The sequence below is a fragment of the Serratia sp. CY31944 genome, assembly GCF_052169175.1.
GTDB lineage: Bacteria > Pseudomonadota > Gammaproteobacteria > Enterobacterales > Enterobacteriaceae > Serratia > Serratia sarumanii.
In genome coordinates this window covers 100,334-120,207 of the sequence record NZ_JBJNLG010000015.1, presented here as the reverse complement: position 1 = coordinate 120,207, position 19,874 = coordinate 100,334, and the positions used below count along the sequence as shown (strand labels likewise).

General features: G+C 59.5%; 21 protein-coding genes. 10 read left to right on the top strand and 11 right to left on the bottom strand.

Going from position 1 to position 19,874, the window contains the following annotated elements; translation table 11 throughout:
- The first annotated feature begins 35 nt into the window (after window positions 1-35).
- The 8 genes from pstS (at window position 36) to ACJ8IN_RS16380 (ending at window position 7,132) form a co-directional block, all read left to right on the top strand.
- Window positions 36-1,076 (top strand): phosphate ABC transporter substrate-binding protein PstS, encoded by a 1,041-nt coding sequence (pstS, locus tag ACJ8IN_RS16415; RefSeq protein WP_033636519.1) that lies wholly within the window; start codon window positions 36-38, stop codon window positions 1,074-1,076.
- Between the two features lie 91 nt (window positions 1,077-1,167).
- On the top strand, window positions 1,168-2,124 hold the full coding sequence (pstC, locus tag ACJ8IN_RS16410) for a phosphate ABC transporter permease PstC (protein WP_004933822.1): 957 nt from the start codon (window positions 1,168-1,170) through the stop codon (window positions 2,122-2,124).
- A gap of 1 nt (window position 2,125) precedes the next feature.
- Window positions 2,126-3,016 carry a phosphate ABC transporter permease PstA gene (pstA, locus tag ACJ8IN_RS16405; RefSeq protein ID WP_033636520.1) on the top strand — a complete coding sequence of 297 codons (891 nt, stop codon included), beginning with the start codon at window positions 2,126-2,128 and terminating at the stop codon, window positions 3,014-3,016.
- Between the two features lie 54 nt (window positions 3,017-3,070).
- A complete protein-coding gene (gene pstB / locus ACJ8IN_RS16400) occupies window positions 3,071-3,841 on the top strand; it encodes a phosphate ABC transporter ATP-binding protein PstB (RefSeq protein ID WP_016929614.1) in 771 nt (256 codons plus the stop codon).
- An 11-nt stretch (window positions 3,842-3,852) separates the two neighbouring features.
- Window positions 3,853-4,587, top strand: coding sequence for a phosphate signaling complex protein PhoU (gene phoU / locus ACJ8IN_RS16395; RefSeq protein WP_033636521.1), 735 nt, complete (start codon window positions 3,853-3,855; stop codon window positions 4,585-4,587).
- 168 nt (window positions 4,588-4,755) lie between these two features.
- Complete coding sequence (locus tag ACJ8IN_RS16390; RefSeq protein WP_019455482.1) at window positions 4,756-5,595, top strand: ABC transporter substrate-binding protein; 840 nt, start codon at window positions 4,756-4,758, stop codon at window positions 5,593-5,595.
- An 81-nt stretch (window positions 5,596-5,676) separates the two neighbouring features.
- Window positions 5,677-6,390, top strand: a complete 714-nt coding sequence (locus ACJ8IN_RS16385) for an amino acid ABC transporter permease (protein ID WP_025304748.1) — start codon at window positions 5,677-5,679, stop codon at window positions 6,388-6,390.
- Between the two features lies 1 nt (window position 6,391).
- Entirely contained in the window at window positions 6,392-7,132 is a 741-nt protein-coding gene (locus ACJ8IN_RS16380; RefSeq protein ID WP_004933841.1) for an amino acid ABC transporter permease, read from the top strand.
- Here the strand turns inward: ACJ8IN_RS16380 and yieH are convergent.
- Both yieH and ACJ8IN_RS16370 read right to left on the bottom strand, forming a co-directional pair.
- Entirely contained in the window at window positions 7,129-7,797 is a 669-nt protein-coding gene (yieH, locus tag ACJ8IN_RS16375; protein ID WP_060439332.1) for a 6-phosphogluconate phosphatase, read from the bottom strand. The genes ACJ8IN_RS16380 and yieH overlap by 4 nt on opposite strands.
- Window positions 7,798-7,843: 46 nt before the next feature.
- Entirely contained in the window at window positions 7,844-8,248 is a 405-nt protein-coding gene (locus ACJ8IN_RS16370; protein ID WP_033653947.1) for an NUDIX hydrolase, read from the bottom strand.
- Window positions 8,249-8,482: 234 nt separating this feature from the next.
- Here ACJ8IN_RS16370 and ACJ8IN_RS16365 point away from each other — a divergent pair, with 234 nt between their 5' ends.
- Entirely contained in the window at window positions 8,483-9,820 is a 1,338-nt protein-coding gene (locus tag ACJ8IN_RS16365; protein WP_033636524.1) for an NCS2 family permease, read from the top strand.
- 35 nt (window positions 9,821-9,855) lie between these two features.
- On the opposite strand, the gene ACJ8IN_RS16360 is transcribed toward ACJ8IN_RS16365, so the two are convergent.
- From ACJ8IN_RS16360 to rpmH, 9 genes are all read right to left on the bottom strand, one after another.
- Window positions 9,856-10,908, bottom strand: a complete 1,053-nt coding sequence (locus ACJ8IN_RS16360; protein WP_442519508.1) for a hypothetical protein — start codon at window positions 10,906-10,908, stop codon at window positions 9,856-9,858.
- Window positions 10,909-10,985: 77 nt separating this feature from the next.
- Window positions 10,986-11,552, bottom strand: coding sequence for an NADPH-dependent FMN reductase (locus ACJ8IN_RS16355; RefSeq protein ID WP_025304752.1), 567 nt, complete (start codon window positions 11,550-11,552; stop codon window positions 10,986-10,988).
- Window positions 11,553-11,713: 161 nt separating this feature from the next.
- Entirely contained in the window at window positions 11,714-12,439 is a 726-nt protein-coding gene (locus tag ACJ8IN_RS16350) for a 4'-phosphopantetheinyl transferase family protein (protein WP_060446065.1), read from the bottom strand.
- Window positions 12,440-12,534: 95 nt separating this feature from the next.
- The gene (locus ACJ8IN_RS16345; RefSeq protein WP_049197095.1) at window positions 12,535-13,848 is read right to left on the bottom strand and encodes a lysine N(6)-hydroxylase/L-ornithine N(5)-oxygenase family protein; all 1,314 of its coding nucleotides are present in this window, start codon (window positions 13,846-13,848) and stop codon (window positions 12,535-12,537) included.
- Window positions 13,849-13,955: 107 nt separating this feature from the next.
- Window positions 13,956-15,320: a tRNA uridine-5-carboxymethylaminomethyl(34) synthesis GTPase MnmE gene (mnmE, locus tag ACJ8IN_RS16340; protein ID WP_004933873.1), complete on the bottom strand. Its 1,365-nt coding sequence runs from the start codon at window positions 15,318-15,320 to the stop codon at window positions 13,956-13,958.
- A gap of 96 nt (window positions 15,321-15,416) precedes the next feature.
- Window positions 15,417-17,054 carry a membrane protein insertase YidC gene (yidC, locus tag ACJ8IN_RS16335; RefSeq protein ID WP_161764718.1) on the bottom strand — a complete coding sequence of 546 codons (1,638 nt, stop codon included), beginning with the start codon at window positions 17,052-17,054 and terminating at the stop codon, window positions 15,417-15,419.
- A gap of 2 nt (window positions 17,055-17,056) precedes the next feature.
- Window positions 17,057-17,314, bottom strand: coding sequence for a membrane protein insertion efficiency factor YidD (yidD, locus tag ACJ8IN_RS16330; protein ID WP_004933881.1), 258 nt, complete (start codon window positions 17,312-17,314; stop codon window positions 17,057-17,059).
- Window positions 17,278-17,637: a ribonuclease P protein component gene (gene rnpA, locus ACJ8IN_RS16325; RefSeq protein WP_004933883.1), complete on the bottom strand. Its 360-nt coding sequence runs from the start codon at window positions 17,635-17,637 to the stop codon at window positions 17,278-17,280. The genes yidD and rnpA overlap by 37 nt, the downstream gene beginning before the upstream one ends.
- 17 nt (window positions 17,638-17,654) lie before the next feature.
- Window positions 17,655-17,795: a 50S ribosomal protein L34 gene (gene rpmH, locus ACJ8IN_RS16320; RefSeq protein WP_000831330.1), complete on the bottom strand. Its 141-nt coding sequence runs from the start codon at window positions 17,793-17,795 to the stop codon at window positions 17,655-17,657.
- 682 nt (window positions 17,796-18,477) lie between these two features.
- Between rpmH and dnaA the strand changes: the two genes are divergently transcribed.
- Window positions 18,478-19,872: a chromosomal replication initiator protein DnaA gene (dnaA, locus tag ACJ8IN_RS16315; RefSeq protein WP_049235245.1), complete on the top strand. Its 1,395-nt coding sequence runs from the start codon at window positions 18,478-18,480 to the stop codon at window positions 19,870-19,872.
- The last annotated feature ends 2 nt before the right edge of the window (window positions 19,873-19,874 follow it).

The following is a 19,874-nucleotide window of genomic DNA, read 5'->3' as shown; positions in this document are numbered from 1 at the left end:
CGAAGTCGATTTTAAATATCCCATTAGGAGGGATTATGAAACTGATGCGTACCACCGTCGCCAGTATTGTGGCAGCGACCTTCTCCCTGACCACCGTGTCCGCGTTCGCTGCTGCCAGCCTGACCGGTGCAGGTGCGACATTCCCCGCTCCGGTTTACGCCAAGTGGGCAGATTCTTATCAGAAAGAAACCGGCAACAAAGTTAACTATCAGGGCATCGGCTCCTCTGGCGGCGTGAAGCAAATCGTGGCCAACACCGTTGACTTTGGCGCCTCCGACGCCCCGCTGTCTGACGACAAACTGGCGGCCGACGGCCTGTTCCAGTTCCCGACCGTAATCGGCGGCGTGGTGCTGGCCGTGAATATCCCGGGCATCAAATCCGGCGAACTGACGCTGGACGGCAAAACCCTGGGCGATATCTACCTGGGCAACGTCAAAAAGTGGAACGACCCGGCAATCACCAAGCTGAACCCAGGCGTGAAACTGCCTGACCAGAACATCGCCGTGGTGCGCCGCGCCGACGGTTCCGGCACCTCGTTCGTGTTCACCAGCTACCTGTCCAAGGCCAATGCGCAGTGGAAAGAGAAGATCGGCGCCGGTTCTACCGTTAACTGGCCGACCGGTCTGGGCGGTAAAGGCAACGACGGCATCGCCGCCTTCGTTCAGCGTCTGCCTGGCTCTATCGGCTACGTAGAATACGCTTACGCCAAGCAGAACAACCTGGCTTACACCAAGCTGGTATCCGCCGACGGTAAACCGGTCAGCCCGACCGAAGAGAGCTTCAGCAACGCGGCCAAGGGCGTGGATTGGAGCAAGACCTTCGCTCAGGATCTGACTGACCAGAAAGGCGACAACGTGTGGCCAATTACATCCACCACCTTCATCCTGGTGCACAAAGAGCAGAAAAACCCTGCTCAGGGCGCCGAAGTGCTGAAGTTCTTCGACTGGGCTTACAAAACCGGTGCCAAGCAGGCTAACGAGCTGGATTACGCCACCCTGCCGGCAGAAGTGGTTGAGCAGGTGCGCGCGGCCTGGAAAACCAACGTAAAAGACAGTTCAGGCAAAGCGCTGTACTAACAACGCAGGGGCGCGGGTTCGCCGCGCCCCACACAGTTCTTCAGGCTCCGATCCCGGTTGGGGCTGCCAGGGTTCAAACAGAGAGTAATCTATGGCTGAGTACAAGCCGACCATCAAAGCACCGGGCAAAAACGGTGACATCATTTTCAGCGCGCTGGTGAGACTGGCTGCGCTGATTACCCTATTGTTGCTGGGCGGCATCATTGTTTCGCTGATCTTCGCCTCCTGGCCAAGCATGCAGAAATTCGGCTTCGCCTTCCTGTGGACCAAAGAGTGGGACGCGCCGGCGGAGCAGTTCGGCGCGCTGGTGCCGATCTACGGCACCGTGGTCACCTCGCTTATCGCGCTGATCATCGCCGTGCCGGTGAGCTTCGGCATCGCGCTGTTCCTGACCGAGCTGGCGCCGAACTGGCTGAAGCGGCCGCTGGGTATCGCCATTGAGCTGTTGGCGGCCATCCCCAGCATCGTTTACGGCATGTGGGGCCTGTTCGTGTTCGCGCCGCTGTTCGCCGAATACTTCCAGACGCCGGTCGGCGAAGTGCTGTCGGGCATTCCGATCGTCGGCGAGCTGTTCTCCGGCCCGGCCTTCGGCATCGGCATTCTGGCCGCCGGGGTGATCCTGGCGATCATGATCATTCCTTACATCGCGGCAGTCATGCGCGACGTGTTCGAACAGACCCCGGTGATGATGAAAGAGTCGGCCTACGGCATCGGCTGCACCACCTGGGAAGTCATCTGGCGCATCGTGCTGCCGTTCACCAAAAACGGCGTCATCGGCGGCGTGATGTTGGGCCTGGGCCGTGCGCTGGGGGAAACCATGGCGGTGACCTTTATCATCGGCAACACCTACCAGCTCGACAGCGCTTCGCTGTACATGCCGGGCAACAGCATCACCTCGGCGCTGGCCAACGAATTCGCCGAAGCCGAGTCCGGCGTGCACACCGCCGCGTTGATGGAGCTGGGCCTGATTCTGTTTGTTATCACCTTTATCGTGCTGGCGCTGTCGAAACTGATGATCATGCGTCTGGCCAAGAATGAGGGGCGTTAACATGGCGACGATGGATATGCAAAACGCAGTCGTTCTGGCGGAAAGCCGCCGCAAAATGCAGGCCTGGCGCCGGCAGAAAAACCGTCTCGCGCTGTTCCTGTCGATGGCGACCATGGTGTTCGGGCTGTTCTGGCTGATCTGGATCCTGATCGCCACCGTGACCAAAGGCTTCGACGGCATGTCGCTGGCGTTGTTCACTGAAATGACCCCGCCGCCGAACACCGCAGGCGGCGGTCTGGCCAACGCCATCGCCGGCAGCGGCCTGTTGATCCTGTGGGCGACCATCTTCGGCACGCCGCTGGGCATCATGGCCGGCATCTACCTGGCGGAATACGGCCGTAAATCCTGGCTGGCGGAAGTGATCCGCTTTATCAACGACATCCTGCTGTCCGCACCGTCGATCGTGGTGGGCCTGTTCGTTTACACCATCGTGGTGGCGAAGATGGAACACTTTTCCGGCTGGGCCGGCATCGTCGCGCTGGCGCTGCTGCAGGTGCCGATCGTCATTCGCACCACCGAGAACATGCTGAAGCTGGTGCCGGATACGCTGCGCGAGGCCGCTTATGCGCTGGGCACGCCGAAATGGCGCATGATTTCCGCCATCACGCTGAAGGCGTCGGTGTCCGGCATCATCACCGGCGTGCTGCTGGCGATTGCGCGCATCGCGGGGGAAACGGCGCCGCTGCTGTTCACCTCGCTGTCGAACCAGTTCTGGAGCACCGACCTGATGCAGCCGATCGCCAACCTGCCGGTGACCATCTTCAAATTCGCCATGAGCCCGTTCGCCGAATGGCAACAGCTGGCCTGGGCCGGGGTGCTGTTGATCACCCTGTGCGTACTGTTACTGAATATCCTGGCGCGCGTGATTTTCGCCAAGAAAAAGCATTCATAAAATTTTGAGCGCCGCTCTGGCGGCGCTGATGAAAAGAGAGAACTCTTGATGAGTATGGTTACTGACGCTTCCAGCAGCAAAATTCAGGTACGCGATCTGAACTTCTACTACGGCAAATTCCATGCGCTGAAGAACATCACGCTGGATATCGCCAAGAACAAGGTCACCGCGTTTATCGGCCCGTCCGGCTGCGGCAAATCCACCTTGCTGCGCACCTTCAACAAGATGTACCAGCTGTACCCGGAACAGCGCGCGGAAGGCGGCATCCTGCTGGACGGCCAGAACATCCTGACCGACAACTCGGATATCGCGCTGCTGCGCGCCAAGGTCGGCATGGTGTTCCAGAAGCCGACGCCGTTCCCGATGTCGATTTACGACAACATCGCCTTCGGCGTTCGCCTGTTTGAAAAGCTGTCGCGCGCCGATATGGACGAGCGCGTGCAGTGGGCGCTGACCAAGGCGGCGCTGTGGAACGAAACCAAGGACAAGCTGCACCAGAGCGGCTACAGCCTTTCCGGCGGCCAGCAGCAACGCCTGTGCATCGCCCGCGGCATCGCCATTCGTCCGGAAGTGCTGTTGCTGGATGAGCCTTGCTCGGCGCTGGATCCGATCTCCACCGGCAAGATTGAAGAGCTGATCAGCGAGCTGAAGGCCGATTACACCGTGGTGATCGTAACCCACAATATGCAGCAGGCGGCGCGCTGCTCCGACTCCACCGCATTTATGTACCTGGGCGAGCTGATCGAGTTCAGTGATACTGATAACCTGTTCACTGCGCCGCAGAAAAAGCAGACTGAAGACTACATCACTGGCCGTTATGGTTGATAGGAAGCATCATGGATAACCTGAATTTAAACAAACACATTTCCGGCCAGTTCAACGCAGAGCTTGAGCATATCCGCACCCAGGTGCTGACCATGGGCGGGCTGGTGGAGCAGCAGCTGACCGATGCCATCACCGCGATGCACAATCAGGATGGCGAGCTGGCCAAGCGAGTTATCGAAGGCGACGCCAAGGTCAACATGATGGAAGTGGCGATTGACGAAGCCTGCGTGCGCATCATCGCCAAGCGCCAGCCGACCGCCAGCGATCTGCGCCTGGTGATGGCGATCATCAAAACCATTTCCGAGCTGGAGCGCATCGGCGACGTGGCGGACAAAATCTGCCGCACCGCACTGGAGAAGTTCTCGCACCAGCACCAGCCGCTGCTGGTCAGCCTGGAATCGCTGGGGCGCCACACCGTGCAAATGCTGCACGACGTGCTGGACGCCTTCGCGCGCATGGATCTGGACGAGGCGATCCGTATTTACCGCGAAGATAAAAAGGTCGACCAGGAATACGAAGGCATCGTGCGTCAGCTGATGACCTATATGATGGAAGACTCACGCACCATTCCGAGCGTGCTGACCGCGCTGTTCTGCGCCCGTTCTATCGAGCGTATCGGCGACCGCTGCCAGAACATCTGCGAATTTATCTTCTATTTCGTCAAAGGACAGGATTTCCGTCATTTGGGCGGCGACGCCCTGGAAAAGCTGCTCTCTCCGGGCGGTAAAGACGACAAAGCCGACTGACCCTTTCCGGGTAATATCCTTCAAAGGCGCGGTTTCCCGCGCCTTTATTCCATCTTAAGTTCTTAAAGATAAAAAGGTTATAAATATAGCTTTTTATATTATTTCCTGACCTATGTGGCGCTTGCTAGCTTATCCGCCAGCAGGACATCAACCACTTAGGAGCTCTCTATGAAACATCGCGCTTTGGCCTTAACGTTGTTAGCCAGTCTGACCGGCCTCGCCGCCGGCGCCGCGCACGCGGACAAACTTGACGATATCAAGCAAGCCGGCGTGGTGCGTATCGCGGTGTTCGACAGCAACCCGCCGTTCGGCTACATCGATCCGCAGAGCAAGAAGCTGGTGGGCTACGATGTGGACGTCGCCGATGCGATCGGCAAAGCGCTGGGGGTAAAAGTGGAGCTGCGCGCCACCAACCCGGCCAACCGCATTCCGCTGCTGGTGTCGAAGAAGGTTGACCTGATTGCCGCCAACTTCACCATTACCGACGAGCGCGCCAAGGAAGTGAACTTCAGCGTGCCGTACTTCGCCACCGGCCAGAAATTCATCGCCCGCAAAGGCGTGCTGAAAACCCCGGAAGACATCAAAAAGCTGCGCATTGGCGCGGATAAGGGCACGGTGCAGGAAATCACCCTGCGCGAGCGTTTCCCGACGGCGAAAGTGATCTCCTACGATGACACCCCGCTGGCGTTCGTGGCGCTGCGCAACGGCAACGTGCAGGCGATCACCCAGGACGACGCCAAGCTGGTCGGCCTGCTTGGCAACCTGCCGGCGGCGCAGAAGGCGGAATTTGAAATTTCGCCGTTCAGCCTGACCAAAGAATACCAGGGCGTCGGCATTCCCAAGGGCGAAGATCGCCTGACCGCCGCGGTGAACGAGACGCTGATCAAGCTGGAAAAAGACGGCGAAGCGGTTAAGATTTACGATCGCTGGTTCGGGCCGGAAACCCAATCCGCCCAACCGCGCGGCGATTTCAAAATCGCGCCTTTGGATCAGCAACCGAAAGCCTGATTTAACCGCTCGCGGTGAGATCGGCACGGAGGGGCGCAGCTTGCTGCGCCCCTGATGCATTCTGCAAGACAAGGATTGAACATGAACCTGGACTGGCTGCTGGCGCCGCAATACCTGAGCTGGCTGTGGCACGGTTTTCTGCTGACGCTGTGGCTTTCCGCCTGCGCGGGCCTGGCGGCCACGCTGCTGGGCTTCGTGCTGGCGGCGATGCGCGACAGCAGCCTGCGGCCGTTGCGTTGGCTGGCGATGGGCTACAGCTCGCTGTTTCGCAATACGCCGCTGCTGGTGCAGCTGTTCTTCTGGTACTTCGCCGCCGGGCAGATCCTGCCGTCCGCCGCCATGCAGTGGCTGAACAGCTCACATCAGGTCGGTCCGCTGGAATGGCCGTCGTTCGAGTTTCTCGCCGGTTTCTTCGGCCTGACGCTCTACTCCACCGCCTTTATCGCCGAAGAGATCCGTTCCGGCATTCGCGGCGTCGCCGGCGGGCAGAAATATGCCGCGCAGGCGCTGGGGCTGACCGGCTGGCAGGCGATGCGCTACGTGGTGCTGCCGCAGGCGTTGAAAATCGCGCTGCCGCCGCTGCTGGGGCAATACATGAACGTGATCAAAAACTCGTCGCTGACCATGGCGATCGGCGTGGCCGAACTCTCTTACGCCTCGCGTCAGGTCGAAACCGAAACCCTGCGCACCTTCCAGGCGTTCGGCGTGGCGACGGTGCTGTATATCGCCATCATCGCGCTGCTGGAAGGCTGGGGCATGTGGCGCCAACAGCGTAAACCGCTGGGAGGGCATTGAGATGGATTTCAGCGTGATTCACGACAACCTGGGCTACCTGCTGTGGGGCACCTGGCCGGATGGTCCATTAGGCGGTGCGGCGCTGACGTTGGCGATCAGCCTGATGGCCGGCGTCGCCTCGGCGGTGCTCGGCACCTTGCTCGGCGTGGCGCTGGCGATGTCGCGCGGCGTCGCTGCCGGACTGCTGGCGGCGGTGCTGGGCTTTTTCCGCGCCATACCGGTCATCATGCTGATCTTCTGGACCTATTTCCTGCTGCCGATGGTGTTTGGCGTCGAGATCCCGGAAATCACCACCGTGGTGTGCGCGCTGGCGCTGATCGCTTCGGCCTATCTGGCCCATGCGGTGAAGGCCGGCATCGCCGCGATCGGCCCCGGCCAGTGGCAGGCCGGGCTTTCCCTGGGGCTGACCCGCTGGCAGACGCTGCGCATGATCGTGCTGCCGCAGGCGCTGCGCATGATGGTGCCGTCGTTCATCAACCAGTGGATATCCCTGATCAAAGACACCTCGCTGGCTTATATCGTCGGCGTTGGCGAACTGACCTTCCTGGCGACCCAGGTCAACAACCGCAGCATGGTCTATCCGATGGAAGTGTTCCTGTTCGTGGCGCTGGTCTATTTCGTGTTCTGCCTGGCGCTCGATCTGCTGGCCAACGCGGTCAACCGCCGCTTCGGCGCGCAAACTCGCGCGTTGAAACGGTCGTGGCGCTGGTGGCGCAACAAGCCGCCGTTGCCGGCCAGTTAATCGGCCGTCAGCCGCCAGCCGCGTTCGCGCCACAGCGTGGGCAGCTGGGCCAGGTCGTTAAACGTCGTCACCAGCGGGTGGTCGATCGGCGGGTTATGCGGATCGGCGCAGAAGTAAAAGACCGGGATGCCGGCATTGATGCCGGCCTGGGCGCCGGCGGGCGAGTCGTCCACCAGGATGCAGCGCGTTACCGGCACCTGCATCTGTTCGGCGGCGTGGAACACGATCGCCGGATCCGGCTTCCAGCGCTGAATGTCATAGCCGCTGAACAACCGGTCATCAAAATAAGGCAGCATGCCGGTCAGGCCGAGCGAGTGCTGCATCTTGCTGACCGGTCCGTTGGAGACGGTGCAGACAGGCACCGTCACCTGCGCCAGCAGCTCGCGGGCGCCGGCAATCTGCTGTAGCTCGCTGTCGAACAGCCGCGCCACTTCCTGCCGATACAGCGGCTCCAGCGCCTCTTTTGCCAGGTCAGTGCCCTGCTCGGCGTTGACCCGATCGATGATCTCGTACAGCTTCACCCCTTTGTATTTCTTGAACACCTCTTCCAGCGACAGATGAATGCCGTAGCGGGCGAACATGTGCACATAGGCTTTGCTGCACAGCACTTCGCTGTCCACCAGCGTGCCGTCGCAGTCGAACAAAATGCAGTCAATCTGATTCATGCGGGACAGGTTCCTTCGGGTTAACGGCGCGGAGGCCGCTCAGCGATCACTTGATCAGGTTACGCGCCTTGAGATCGTGCAAAATCAGCGCGGCGACGTGCGAGCAGTGCGGTAAATCGCGGCTGTCGCACCACCTCAGCTCGGCGATTTCGGCGGCCGGCTGCAGCTGCCCGGTAACGTCGGCCTGATAGCAGCGAATGCGCACCTGGGTGCCGTCCTGCTTGCCGTCCGCCGGGCCGGCGAACTCGCCGTAAAACGCGATGGAGCTCGGCTGCAGCGCGACGGTCAGCTCTTCGTCGATTTCGCGGCACAGCGCCTGTTCGTCGGTTTCGCCCGCTTCGCGCTTTCCGCCCGGCATATAAAACAGCGTTTTATTGTGTGAACGCACCAGCGCCACTTTGTCATCTTTCAGCGCGATCAACGCGAGCTTATCGATAAAGGTTGAAGACATGCGGATTCCTGTTTTTTCGCGGGTAGGGTAAGAGATGCGATAGGTCATTTTATCGGCCGTGTCGGCAAACGGCAACGCAGCGGACGGCAACGCGGGATGAAAGCCTGTAAATACAAGCCGTTGACGCGTTTAGCCGTAAAGATGGCGAAAAAAACCTGTGACCGGCGTCAAAAGCCCCACTTTTTGTTATAGGATAGCCGGCGACTGTCCATTCCCATTTTCGGAATTCTGATAATGACCAAACCAGTATCTGGCCTTGACGCTGAGCAAGGCTTGCTTGGGCGCGTGTTTAAACTCAAGCAACATGGCACGACGGCGCGTACGGAAACGATTGCCGGTATCACCACCTTCCTTACCATGGTGTATATCGTGTTCGTTAACCCGCAAATTTTGGGCGCGGCGGGCATGGATACCCAGGCGGTATTTGTCACCACCTGTTTGATCGCCGCTTTCGGCAGCATCTTTATGGGCCTGCTGGCGAACCTGCCGGTGGCGCTGGCGCCGGCGATGGGCCTGAACGCCTTCTTCGCCTTCGTGGTGGTCGGGGCGATGGGCATCTCCTGGCAGGTGGGCATGGGCGCCATCTTCTGGGGAGCGGTCGGCCTGCTGCTGCTGACCATTTTCCGCATCCGCTACTGGATGATCGCCAACATTCCGGTCAGCCTGCGGGTCGGCATCACCAGCGGCATCGGCCTGTTCATCGGCATGATGGGGCTGAAAAACGCTGGCATCGTGGTGGCCAACCCGGACACGCTGGTGACCATCGGCAGCCTGACTTCGCACAACGTGCTGCTGGGCGCGCTCGGCTTCTTCATCATCGCCGTGCTCTCTTCACGTAACTTCCACGCGGCGGTGCTGGTGTCGATCGTGGTCACCACCCTGATCGGCTGGATGCTGGGCGACGTGAAATACGGCGGCCTGTTCTCCCTGCCGCCGAGCATCACCTCGGTGGTGGGCCAGGTCGACGTGGCCGGCGCGCTGAACATCGGGCTGGCCGGGATCATCTTCTCGTTTATGCTGGTGAACCTGTTTGACTCTTCGGGCACCTTGATCGGCGTCACCGATAAAGCCGGCCTGACCGACAACCAGGGCAAGTTCCCGCGCATGAAGCAGGCGCTGTACGTCGACAGCATCAGCTCGGTGGCCGGTTCGCTGGCGGGCACCTCTTCCGTGACCGCTTACATCGAAAGTTCGTCCGGCGTCGCCGTCGGCGGCCGCACCGGTTTGACGGCGGTGGTCACCGGCCTGCTGTTCCTGCTGGTGATCTTCCTGTCGCCGCTGGCGGGCATGGTGCCGGCTTACGCCGCCGCCGGCGCGCTGATCTACGTCGGCGTGCTGATGACCTCCAGCCTGGCGCGGGTGAAGTGGGACGATCTAACCGAAGCGGTACCGGCGTTTGTCACCGCGGTGATGATGCCGTTCAGCTTCTCGATCACCGAAGGCATCGCGCTCGGCTTTATCTCCTACTGCGTGATGAAGCTCGGCACCGGCCGCTGGCGTGAAATCAGCCCGTGCGTGGTGGTGGTGGCGCTGCTGTTCGTGCTGAAGATCGTCTTCGTCGACGGCCATTGACCGCCAAAGGGCCGACGCCTGTCGGCCCTGAACCCCTAGGCGCCCGGCGTCGCATCCGGCGCCTTACCCAGCACCCACTGCAACGGCCGCTTGAAGCGCGCCTGCCAACTGCCGGCGGCATCCTCTCCCTGGGCGAAGTGCAGCGTTTCTACCTGATTATCCTCTCCGAACAGATTGGCGAAGTGCAACGCCAGCGCCTGCTCGCTGAAATTCTGCCGATCGTAATACGCCATCACGATTTTCTTTTGCGCCGCCAGCGACTGCTGGGCCGGCTTGATCTCGCCGTTGGGGGCGATCAGCAGCGCGCCGGCGTAAAACTGCGGGTACTTCGCGATCAGGTTGGCGGCGTGCAGCGTGCCCTGGCCGCGGGCGCTGAGGTAAATCCGCCGGGGATTCAGCTTTAGCTGCGGAGCCAGCTGTTGCAGCGTACGCTGAATGGCGGTTTGGGTGCTCTCGTCGCTGTAATTCGACCAGCGGAAACTGTTTTCCGACAGCATCTGCGTGCCGTTGAGCTCGATGTAGGCCACGCCCATTTCGCCGAACAGCAGCCGTTCTTCGGGGCTGATGGCGGCGGCTTTGCCGTAGGTATGCAGGAAGATCACCGTTGGCCAGCCTTCGGGCGGCGCTTCGCCGTCCGGCATCGCGTAGCTGGCCTTGCCTTCATAGTGGCGCGCGTGCTGCAGATAGCGCGCTTTGGTGGCGGCCAGAATCGATTGGTAGGTGGCGGAGTGCTGGATGCTGTTGAAGGCGTCGTCCTCCAGCAGGTTGTAGTAGTACCACAGGCCGCGGTCGGCGCTCAGCTGCAGGTAGCGCTCCGCCAGCTCGGTTTGCCCTTTCTCCGCCGATGACACCGCCAGCTGGTAGGGCGCCCAGACGTTGCGGCCGTCTTCGCGCATCAGCGTCAGGTACAGCGACATGGCGCCCAGCTTTTTATCTTCCTGGTTTTGCGCGGATCGCGACAGCTGGGCGTTGAGCGCGCTGTGTGCCGGCAGCTCCAGCGGCTCTTCACCGGCGGGATAACGCATCTCTGCCGCGAAAGCGGGACTGGTGATGGAAACAAAAAATAACGCTAAAATGAAAAAATACATGATGCTATGGCTTTAATTTTCAATGAATTGATGGACTTCATGTCCTGTTGCGGCGCCTAAGGGGCGCCGCGAGACCTTCACTCCACGCGGCGAATAAAATCGCTGAACGCGGACAGCTGGCCGGTCAGAAAATCCAGCGTTCCCTGATCGCTCAGTTCACCGGCCTGTTCGTCGACCTTGCTCTGGATCACGCCGCCCATAAACTCAGGCTTGTTCATTACCATCGCATCGAGGAACACCAGGATCTGGCGCAGATGGTATTGGCAGCGCGCGCCGCCGATCGGCCCCATCGAGCTGGTCTGAATGGCGACCGGCTTGCCGGCCAGCGGCTGATTCGGCAAGCGAGACAGCCAGTCGATGGCGTTCTTCAACCCGCCGGGCACGGAATAGTTATATTCAGGGGTGACGATGATCACGCCGTCGGCCTGGCGGATCTGTTCGGCGATCGCCTCGACCGCGGCAGGGAAGCCTTCACCCTGTTGCATGTCGGCGTCGTACAGCGGGATATCGCGGATGGAGGGCAGCGCTTCAATGGTGACGCCCTGTGGAGCCAGGCCTGGTAGGGCGCGGGCCACCATGGCGTTGTAGGAGCCTTTGCGCAGGCTGCCGAGCAGAGTGACGATTTTCAAGGCTTGGTCTGACATGGTGATTCTCCCTTTCGAATGAGCAGATTCAGCGTACAACATGGGCGAATAGTAGGCTAAAGCTCGGGTCGAGAATAGGCGATTGCTCAACATTTAGCTGTCTTTACAATTTAATCCAGCAACTTGTGCGGTAAAGACAGCGTTATCCGCTTTGCGCTGCGTTAACCGGGCGTCTTCAGGCCCGTCAGTTTAACGAAGCGCGAGGATGCCGCCGGGCTGCGCGGCGAGATTTCCCCGTCTTTGTGCAGGCCGCGGCGCTCTTCGTAGCGCCAGCACAGCAGGCGGTCCAGGCCGGGGCTGCCGGCGCAGGCCCAGCTCAAGTATTCGTCGGCGTCGCTCATCACCTGAACGTCCGGCGTGGCGCTGGAGCGCAGGTGGCCGGAGAAGGGATGCAGACGCAGCGTAGCCTGGCCGCTGTTGCCGAGGCCGGAAATTTTCAGCACGCTTTGCCGGATGCTCCACAGCTGAGTCTCTGCCTCCAGCCGATCGTCCTGCGCGCCGATCCAGGCACTTTCCGCCGGCGTCTGATGCGCGTGTTGCAGCGCGCTTTGCCGGGTGCCGCGCGCCCGCATCACTTCGATATCCAACCCGACTTTTCCCTCGTCGCTGAGCAGCACGCCCACGGTGTTGCTGGCGTAAGCGAGGCTGAAATCGGGCAGCTGATGATCGGCGAAACAGGGGCGGCCGGTCGGCGTGGTGGCGATGGGGGGCAGCGTCGGCAGGCCGTACAGGTAGAACATCATTTCGGCGAGCAGAATGCGCCCTTGCAGGAAGCGCGTGCGGCGTTTAACGGAAAAGGTGCGGGTGGCGGCTATCACTTCGTCGGCGAGTCTCTGGGTATCCAGGACGGCGGAGGCCGGGGTCCATCGGGCAAAATGACACGCCATTGTTCGCTCCATGACAGAGGGTCGCTAAGAACGCAGGGGTGTTAGATTAAGACTAAGTTGAGGATTTATCATCAAAAAACGCTATGCGGATTATCCTATTTATCAGCGGTGGTAGAGATATCGCCCGGCGCGGCATCGCTCCACCATTGGATCATTGATGCGTTCGGTGCCAAATCAAAGCACGGCTTACCCAGCAAGTGATTGAGGATGCGGGCTGAACGCCAGGCCATCAGACTCAGTCCGCCTTCTGCGCTACCGTGGCTGTGTATTCCGGCATTAACCGCATAAATTCGATTTTGCTCTGGCCCGAGCCAGTCCAGATTAAAATTCGGCAGTAGCGGCAGATGCTGTTCCGCATCGAGAGGAATGCGCGGCAGCAAGGGTTTCAGGTAAGCGGGCAGCGAAGCGCGATAGCCGGTGGCCAGAATGACGATATCGGCCCTGAAACTTTCCTGGCGATTTTCCAGGCCGTGAAGCGTGCGCAGATGAAAAGCTTCACCCATTGATTCGATGGCCAGTAGGGTGCGATGAGGCAGTAAACGCACATTGCGCGTCTGGCGCATCACGTCAAAACGCATATATAGCTCACGGTATAGGGTTCGCAGCGTATGATTGCTGATGCCGTCTGCCGGCAATTTCTGTGTTTTGATTTCACGCTCGCGGATTTCTGACGGCAGTGTATAGAAATAGTCGACGTATTCGGGAGTGAAGTATTCGTTGGTGAAGGGGGACTCATCCAGCGGCTGAAAATTGGGACGGCGCGAGAGCCAGTCCAGCTGCGCCGGTTCGCCCCAGTGCCCCTGCAATGCGTTCAAAAACACATCGGCGCCGCTTTGGCCGCCGCCCACCACCATAACTCGCTTGCCGCTGAAGTCCGGATTGCGCAGGGCTATTTCGGCGGCGTGCATGCAGTTTTCGCCCAGCGCCGGGTAAAACGCTTTCGGTAACCAAGGGTTATGGCCGGTGCCCAGACAGATATTTTTCGCCCACAGCGTCTGATCATGGGTGGTTACCTTGAACAAACTCTTTTCATCGTCAAAATCAATGCGCTCTACGGACTGTGAAAACTGTAGCCCGTCTAATCTTTCGCAGGCCCAGCGTAGATAGTCGGAAAATTCTTCTCGGCTGATAATTTGCTGCTCGGTGATTAAAAACCGATAAATTTTTTTCTGTTCTACCAAGTAATTAATAAATGAAAATTGGCTGCGTGGGCTGACGGCGGTAACCAAATCCTGCAGCACATATGTCTGCATATAAGCGGAAGGCAGCAGCATGCCGGGGTGCCAGCGGAAGCTCGCGTTACGATCGAGAAAGGTATAGTTGACGGCGCCGCTTTCGGCGGCCAGAGCGGCCAGACTGAGATTGAAAGGCCCCAATCCCACGCCAATCAAGTCTAAAGGTTCGTTCATTTAAGCTTATCTCTCACGCGGAAAAATTGATGAGATAAGCTTAGGTGAGTTTTGGCGCCGGAGACGTAAAATGCGGGCGCCGAAGAGGATATGGCGCCCGCAGGCGATTATTTGCCGATGCAGAAGCTGGAGAAGATGCGGCCCAGCAGATCGTCTGAGGTGAATTCGCCGGTGATTTCGCTCAAGGCCAGCTGCGCCTGGCGCAGTTCCTCGGCCAGCAGCTCGCCCGCGTAAGCGCTCACTAACTGTTCTTTGCCTTGCACCAGGTGCTGTGCCGCCAGCTCCAGCGCCTGCAGGTGACGACGGCGCGCCAGGAAGCCGCCTTCCATGTTGCTGGTGAAGCCCATGCTCTGTTTCAGATGATCGCGCAGCACATCGACGCCTTCACCGGTGCGAGCCGACAGGCGAATAAGTGAGTGGTTGTTCACTTCCGTCAGACCCAGCGTTTCACCGGTGATGTCGGCCTTGTTGCGCACCACGGTGATCGGCAGCGTGCCCGGCAGGCGCGCCATAAACTCCGGCCAGATCTCCGCCGGCTCGGTGGCGGCGGTGGTGGTGCCGTCGACCATAAACAGCACTCTGTCGGCCTGTTCGATCTCGTTCCATGCACGTTCGATGCCGATGCGCTCCACTTCGTCGCTGGCGTCGCGCAGGCCAGCGGTGTCGATGATGTGTAGCGGCATGCCGTCGATATGGATATGTTCGCGCAGGACGTCGCGGGTGGTGCCGGCGATATCGGTGACGATCGCCGCCTCGCGCCCGGCCAACGCATTGAGCAGGCTGGATTTACCGGCGTTGGGGCGCCCGGCGATCACTACCTTCATCCCTTCGCGCAGCAGGCTGCCCTGGCGCGCTTCGCCGCGCACGTTATCCAGATCCGCCATCACGTCGTTGAGCTGCGCTTCGATTTTACCGTCGGACAGGAAGTCGATTTCCTCGTCCGGGAAGTCGATCGCCGCTTCCACGTAGATTCGCAGGTGAGTGAGCGCTTCCACGAGCTGGTGGATGCGGGTGGAAAATGCCCCCTGCAGCGAGTTCATCGCCGAGCGCGCCGCCTGCTCGGAGCTGGCGTCGATCAGATCGGCGATCGCTTCGGCCTGCGCCAAATCGAGCTTGTCGTTGAGAAACGCGCGTTCGGAGAACTCGCCGGGTCGGGCGATGCGCACGTCGGGCAGCGCCAGCACGCGCTTGAGCAACAGATCGAGGATCACCGGCCCGCCGTGGCCCTGCAGTTCCAGCACGTCTTCGCCGGTAAAGGAGTTCGGCCCCGGGAACCACAGCGCGATGCCCTGATCGAGGGTGGCACCCGTGGCGTCGCGGAACGGCAGATAGTCAGCGTAGCGCGGCTTCGGCAGCTTGCCGAGCAACGCCTGGGCGACGTCTTTGGCCTTGCTTCCGGAAATGCGCAGAATGCCGACGCCGCCGCGTCCCGGCGGGGTGGCTTGGGCTACGATGGTATCGGTGGTGCTCATAACGGTTCTCTCTGACGATTAAGATGCAAAAAGGCGGTCTAATGACCGCCTTTGGGGGGACTGCAAGGGTCGGCGCGCCGAACCCCTACAATACGCTTAGCTTTTTTTCTTGTCGCGGCTGTGCAGGCCGCGTTTTTCCAGACCACGGTAAATCAGCTGCTGCTGCAGGATGGTCACCAGGTTACTGACGATGTAGTACAGCACCAGACCGGACGGGAACCACAGGAAGAACACTGTGAAGATCACCGGCATGAAGGTCATGATTTTCTGCTGCATCGGGTCAGTCACGGTGGTCGGCGACATCTTCTGAATGAAGAACATCGTCACGCCCATCAGGATTGGCAGGATGTAGTACGGGTCTTGCGCCGACAGGTCATGGATCCACAGGGCGAACGGCGCGTGGCGCAGCTCGACCGAACCCATCAGCATATAGTACAGCGCCAGGAAGATCGGCATCTGAATGATCAGCGGCAGGCAGCCGCCGAGCGGGTTCACTTTCTCCGCCTTGTACAGCGCCATCATCTCTTGGCTCATGCGCTGCTTGTCATCGCCGATGCGCTCGCGCATCGCCTGCAGCTTCGGCTGCAGCATGCGCATTTTCGCCATCGAGGTGTACTGCGCCTTGGTCAGCGGGTACATGATGCCGCGCACGATGAAGGTGATGATGATGATGGAGAAGCCCCAGTTACCGATAAAGCCGTGGATGAACTTCAGCAGTTTGAACAGCGGCTGGGAGATGAACCACAGCCAGCCGTAATCCACGGTCAGGTCCAGGTGCGGCGCCAGCTGGGCCATCTGGTCCTGCAGCTCCGGGCCGACCCACAGGGTCGCGTTCAGCTGCTGCTGAGCGCCCGGCTGCACCACGACCGGCGTAGATTTGAAGCCGATGGTGGACAGGTTGTCGCCCGGTTTGGCGGTATAGAAGGTGTTGTCACCTTTGGTCGCCGGTACCCACGCGGTGGCGAAGTACTGTTGCAGCATGGCGACCCAACCGTCTTTGGTGGTGACGCTCAGGTTTTCATCTTTGTCGAACGCGTATTTTTGGTACTTGTCCTCGCTGGACGAGTACGCTGCGCCGCGGAAGGTGTGCAGCGCGAAGTTGCTGCTGCCGGTATCGCGGTGTTTAGGCAATTCGGTGGTTTGCTTCAGCTGGCCGAACAGGGTCAGCTCCAGCGGCGTCGCGCCTTTGTTGTCGATGCTGTAATCCACGCCGACCGCATAGTGGTTGCGTTTGAGCACGAAAATCTTGGTGTAGACTGCGCCGTCTTTATCGGTGTAGGTCAGCGGGATGCGCAGCTCGTCCTGGCCTTCCGGCAGGGTGTAGCTGTCTTGCGCCGCCTGATACAGCGGGCGTTCGCCGTTGGCCGGGTTGTCCGGGCCGTTTTTACCGGTCAGGCCGCTTTGCGCCTGATAGACGAACGACGGAGTGGTTTCCAGCAGTTGGAACGGAGTCGATGAACCCAGAGTATCCGGGTAGGCCAACAGTTTAGCCTGCTCGATATCGCCACCACGGGTGTTGATGGTCAGTGACAGCACGTCGGTGTTCACGGTAATCAGCTTACCCTGACCACTGGCTGGCACGGCCTGGCTGGCGGCATCACCGGCTACTGCGTTCGAAGTCTGTTGCGTGGTCTGTGCGGCCGGCTGCGGAGCGTTGTCCGTTTGCCATGCCTGCCAGATCATGAAAGACACGAACAGCAGAGCGATGAGGAGAAGATTGCGTTGCGAATCCATCGTTAGTGTTCTCTGTTATCGTCGGTTTTTGGCGGCACCGGATCATCGCCACCTGGGTTCAAAGGGTGGCATTTTAATACGCGTTTCAATGCTAACCAACTGCCTTTTATCATGCCAAACCTGCTTAATGCCTCAATTGCGTAATGAGAGCATGTCGGCTGGAAGCGACAACGAGGCCCTAGCAGCGGACTGATGACGAGCTGATAGGCCCGCACCAGCCCGATCAGGATGCGGGAGCCTGGCGACAGTGGCGACGCCATAATTTATCCAAAGCTTCCGTCAGCGCGCGGTTATCCAAATCCGCTATCCCCTTTTTGGCCACCACGACAAAATCCATCGCCGGTAATTCGTGCTGGCGCAGGCGGAAGCTTTCGCGGGTTAGGCGTTTGATCCGATTACGCTCGTGCGCGCGTTTGACGTGTTTTTTGGCGACGGTAAGACCGATGCGGGGATGCCCCAGCTGGTTCAGGCGGCCGAGGATGGTAATTTGCGGCGTGCCAGCCCGTTGTGGCTGCTGGAAGACGAAAGTGAAATGAGTGGGAGTTAACAAACGTAACTCCCTGGGAAAAGCGAGCTTAACCACTCAGCGGGTTAGCTTTATTACTTAGAAACAGTCAGACGAGCACGGCCTTTCGCACGACGGCGGGCCAGAACTTGACGACCATTTTTGGTGGCCATACGAGCACGGAAACCGTGGCTACGGTTGCGCTTCAATACGGACGGTTGGAAAGTGCGTTTCATAGCGATTTCTACCTAAACTTAAAATAATTACTGATCAGTAAACGCGTTTGGCTACTCGGCGTGAAGATGACCGACGCCTCAATCGCAATACATAAAGAAGCGGGATTGTAATAATTGTACAGTCCTGAGTCAATTCGCATCGCGCCAGCCTACCTGGTTGTCTGCCAATAACGGAACAAAATCCGGTCTTGGCCCGTGGTCACCGCAGAATCCTGTCTGGCTAATGACGCACCATAAGGAACCAGGTATCACACGTAGGGCGAAGATTATACGGACTCGGGGTGAAATCGCAAGGATCCCCGAGAGATCCTTTGCGCGCGATCGCAGGATCCGGCGTGGATAACAGGGTATAACCGGTTGACAATGTAAAAAATGCGGCGCAGCGGCCGGGATCTGCGCGGTCATCCGGCACCGACGGTGAAAAGATCGCCGCCGGCCGCGGCCTGTGGATAAAATGGATCTAATCTGTGAGGAAGGGGAGGATCTCTTGCGCGGATTGCGCTATGATCCGACATTCCGATCGCGATCCCTCATGCCGGGATCGTGAGGGACACAAACCGTGAAAGGCGGTTCGCATCCCCCACAGGCAAATCGCCGATGCCGGGTATGTGTCAAAAATCATGAGTTATAAAAAAGTTGCCCGTTTCTTTTCTTTATTGATCTTGTTCGAGTGGAGTCCGCCGTGTCACTTTCGCTTTGGCAGCAGTGTCTTGCCCGATTGCAGGATGAGTTACCTGCCACAGAATTTAGTATGTGGATACGCCCATTGCAGGCGGAACTGAGTGACAACACCCTGGCGCTGTATGCGCCTAACCGCTTTGTGCTGGATTGGGTTCGCGATAAGTACTTAAACAACATCAATGGCCTGCTGAATGATTTCTGCGGCACGGACGCGCCTTTGCTGCGTTTTGAAGTCGGCAGCAAGCCGATCGCGCAGGTGATCAGCCAGACCGTGACCGCCAGCGTCAGCAGCGCCCCTGCGGCCCCCGCGGCGCGCACGGCCGCGCCTTTGCGCCCGAGCTGGGACAACGCGGCGGCGCAACCCGAGCTCTCTTACCGCTCCAACGTCAACCCCAAACACACCTTTGACAACTTCGTCGAGGGTAAGTCCAACCAATTGGCGCGCGCGGCGGCTCGTCAGGTGGCGGACAACCCGGGCGGCGCCTATAACCCGCTGTTCCTGTATGGCGGCACCGGCCTGGGTAAAACCCACCTGCTGCACGCGGTCGGCAACGGCATCATGGCGCGCAAGGCCAACGCCAAAGTGGTCTACATGCACTCGGAACGCTTCGTGCAGGACATGGTCAAAGCGTTGCAGAACAACGCTATCGAAGAGTTTAAGCGTTACTACCGTTCGGTCGACGCCTTGCTGATCGATGACATCCAATTCTTCGCCAACAAGGAGCGTTCGCAGGAAGAGTTCTTCCATACCTTTAACGCTCTGTTGGAAGGCAATCAGCAGATCATCCTGACCTCGGATCGCTACCCTAAAGAGATCAACGGGGTGGAAGATCGTCTGAAGTCGCGCTTCGGCTGGGGGCTGACGGTGGCGATCGAGCCGCCGGAGCTGGAAACCCGCGTGGCGATCCTGATGAAAAAGGCCGACGAAAACGACATCCGCCTGCCGGGCGAAGTGGCGTTCTTCATCGCCAAGCGCCTGCGTTCCAACGTGCGTGAGCTCGAAGGGGCGCTGAACCGCGTGATCGCCAACGCCAACTTTACCGGCCGGGCCATCACCATCGATTTCGTGCGCGAAGCGCTGCGCGATCTGCTGGCGCTGCAGGAAAAGCTGGTCACCATCGACAATATTCAAAAGACGGTGGCGGAGTATTACAAGATTAAAGTCGCGGATTTGCTGTCCAAGCGGCGTTCGCGATCCGTTGCCCGCCCGCGCCAGATGGCGATGGCGTTGGCGAAGGAACTCACCAACCACAGCCTGCCGGAAATCGGCGATGCGTTTGGTGGCCGCGACCATACCACGGTGTTGCACGCCTGCCGGAAGATCGAGCAGCTGCGTGAGGAAAGTCACGACATCAAAGAAGATTTCTCCAATTTAATCAGAACATTATCTTCATAGCG

Excerpts from the sequence above, each read along its gene's own strand:
- pstS (WP_033636519.1), top strand. The coding sequence starts at position 36 with ATGAAACTGATGCGTACCACCGTCGCCAGTATTGTGGCAGCGACCTTC.
- pstC (WP_004933822.1), top strand. The coding sequence starts at position 1,168 with ATGGCTGAGTACAAGCCGACCATCAAAGCACCGGGCAAAAACGGTGAC.
- pstA (WP_033636520.1), top strand. The coding sequence starts at position 2,126 with ATGGCGACGATGGATATGCAAAACGCAGTCGTTCTGGCGGAAAGCCGC.
- pstB (WP_016929614.1), top strand. The coding sequence starts at position 3,071 with ATGGTTACTGACGCTTCCAGCAGCAAAATTCAGGTACGCGATCTGAAC.
- phoU (WP_033636521.1), top strand. The coding sequence starts at position 3,853 with ATGGATAACCTGAATTTAAACAAACACATTTCCGGCCAGTTCAACGCA.
- ACJ8IN_RS16390 (WP_019455482.1), top strand. The coding sequence starts at position 4,756 with ATGAAACATCGCGCTTTGGCCTTAACGTTGTTAGCCAGTCTGACCGGC.
- ACJ8IN_RS16385 (WP_025304748.1), top strand. The coding sequence starts at position 5,677 with ATGAACCTGGACTGGCTGCTGGCGCCGCAATACCTGAGCTGGCTGTGG.
- ACJ8IN_RS16380 (WP_004933841.1), top strand. The coding sequence starts at position 6,392 with ATGGATTTCAGCGTGATTCACGACAACCTGGGCTACCTGCTGTGGGGC.
- yieH (WP_060439332.1), bottom strand. The coding sequence starts at position 7,797 with ATGAATCAGATTGACTGCATTTTGTTCGACTGCGACGGCACGCTGGTG.
- ACJ8IN_RS16370 (WP_033653947.1), bottom strand. The coding sequence starts at position 8,248 with ATGTCTTCAACCTTTATCGATAAGCTCGCGTTGATCGCGCTGAAAGAT.
- ACJ8IN_RS16365 (WP_033636524.1), top strand. The coding sequence starts at position 8,483 with ATGACCAAACCAGTATCTGGCCTTGACGCTGAGCAAGGCTTGCTTGGG.
- ACJ8IN_RS16360 (WP_442519508.1), bottom strand. The coding sequence starts at position 10,908 with ATGTATTTTTTCATTTTAGCGTTATTTTTTGTTTCCATCACCAGTCCC.
- ACJ8IN_RS16355 (WP_025304752.1), bottom strand. The coding sequence starts at position 11,552 with ATGTCAGACCAAGCCTTGAAAATCGTCACTCTGCTCGGCAGCCTGCGC.
- ACJ8IN_RS16350 (WP_060446065.1), bottom strand. The coding sequence starts at position 12,439 with ATGGCGTGTCATTTTGCCCGATGGACCCCGGCCTCCGCCGTCCTGGAT.
- ACJ8IN_RS16345 (WP_049197095.1), bottom strand. The coding sequence starts at position 13,848 with ATGAACGAACCTTTAGACTTGATTGGCGTGGGATTGGGGCCTTTCAAT.
- mnmE (WP_004933873.1), bottom strand. The coding sequence starts at position 15,320 with ATGAGCACCACCGATACCATCGTAGCCCAAGCCACCCCGCCGGGACGC.
- yidC (WP_161764718.1), bottom strand. The coding sequence starts at position 17,054 with ATGGATTCGCAACGCAATCTTCTCCTCATCGCTCTGCTGTTCGTGTCT.
- yidD (WP_004933881.1), bottom strand. The coding sequence starts at position 17,314 with ATGGCGTCGCCACTGTCGCCAGGCTCCCGCATCCTGATCGGGCTGGTG.
- rpmH (WP_000831330.1), bottom strand. The coding sequence starts at position 17,795 with ATGAAACGCACTTTCCAACCGTCCGTATTGAAGCGCAACCGTAGCCAC.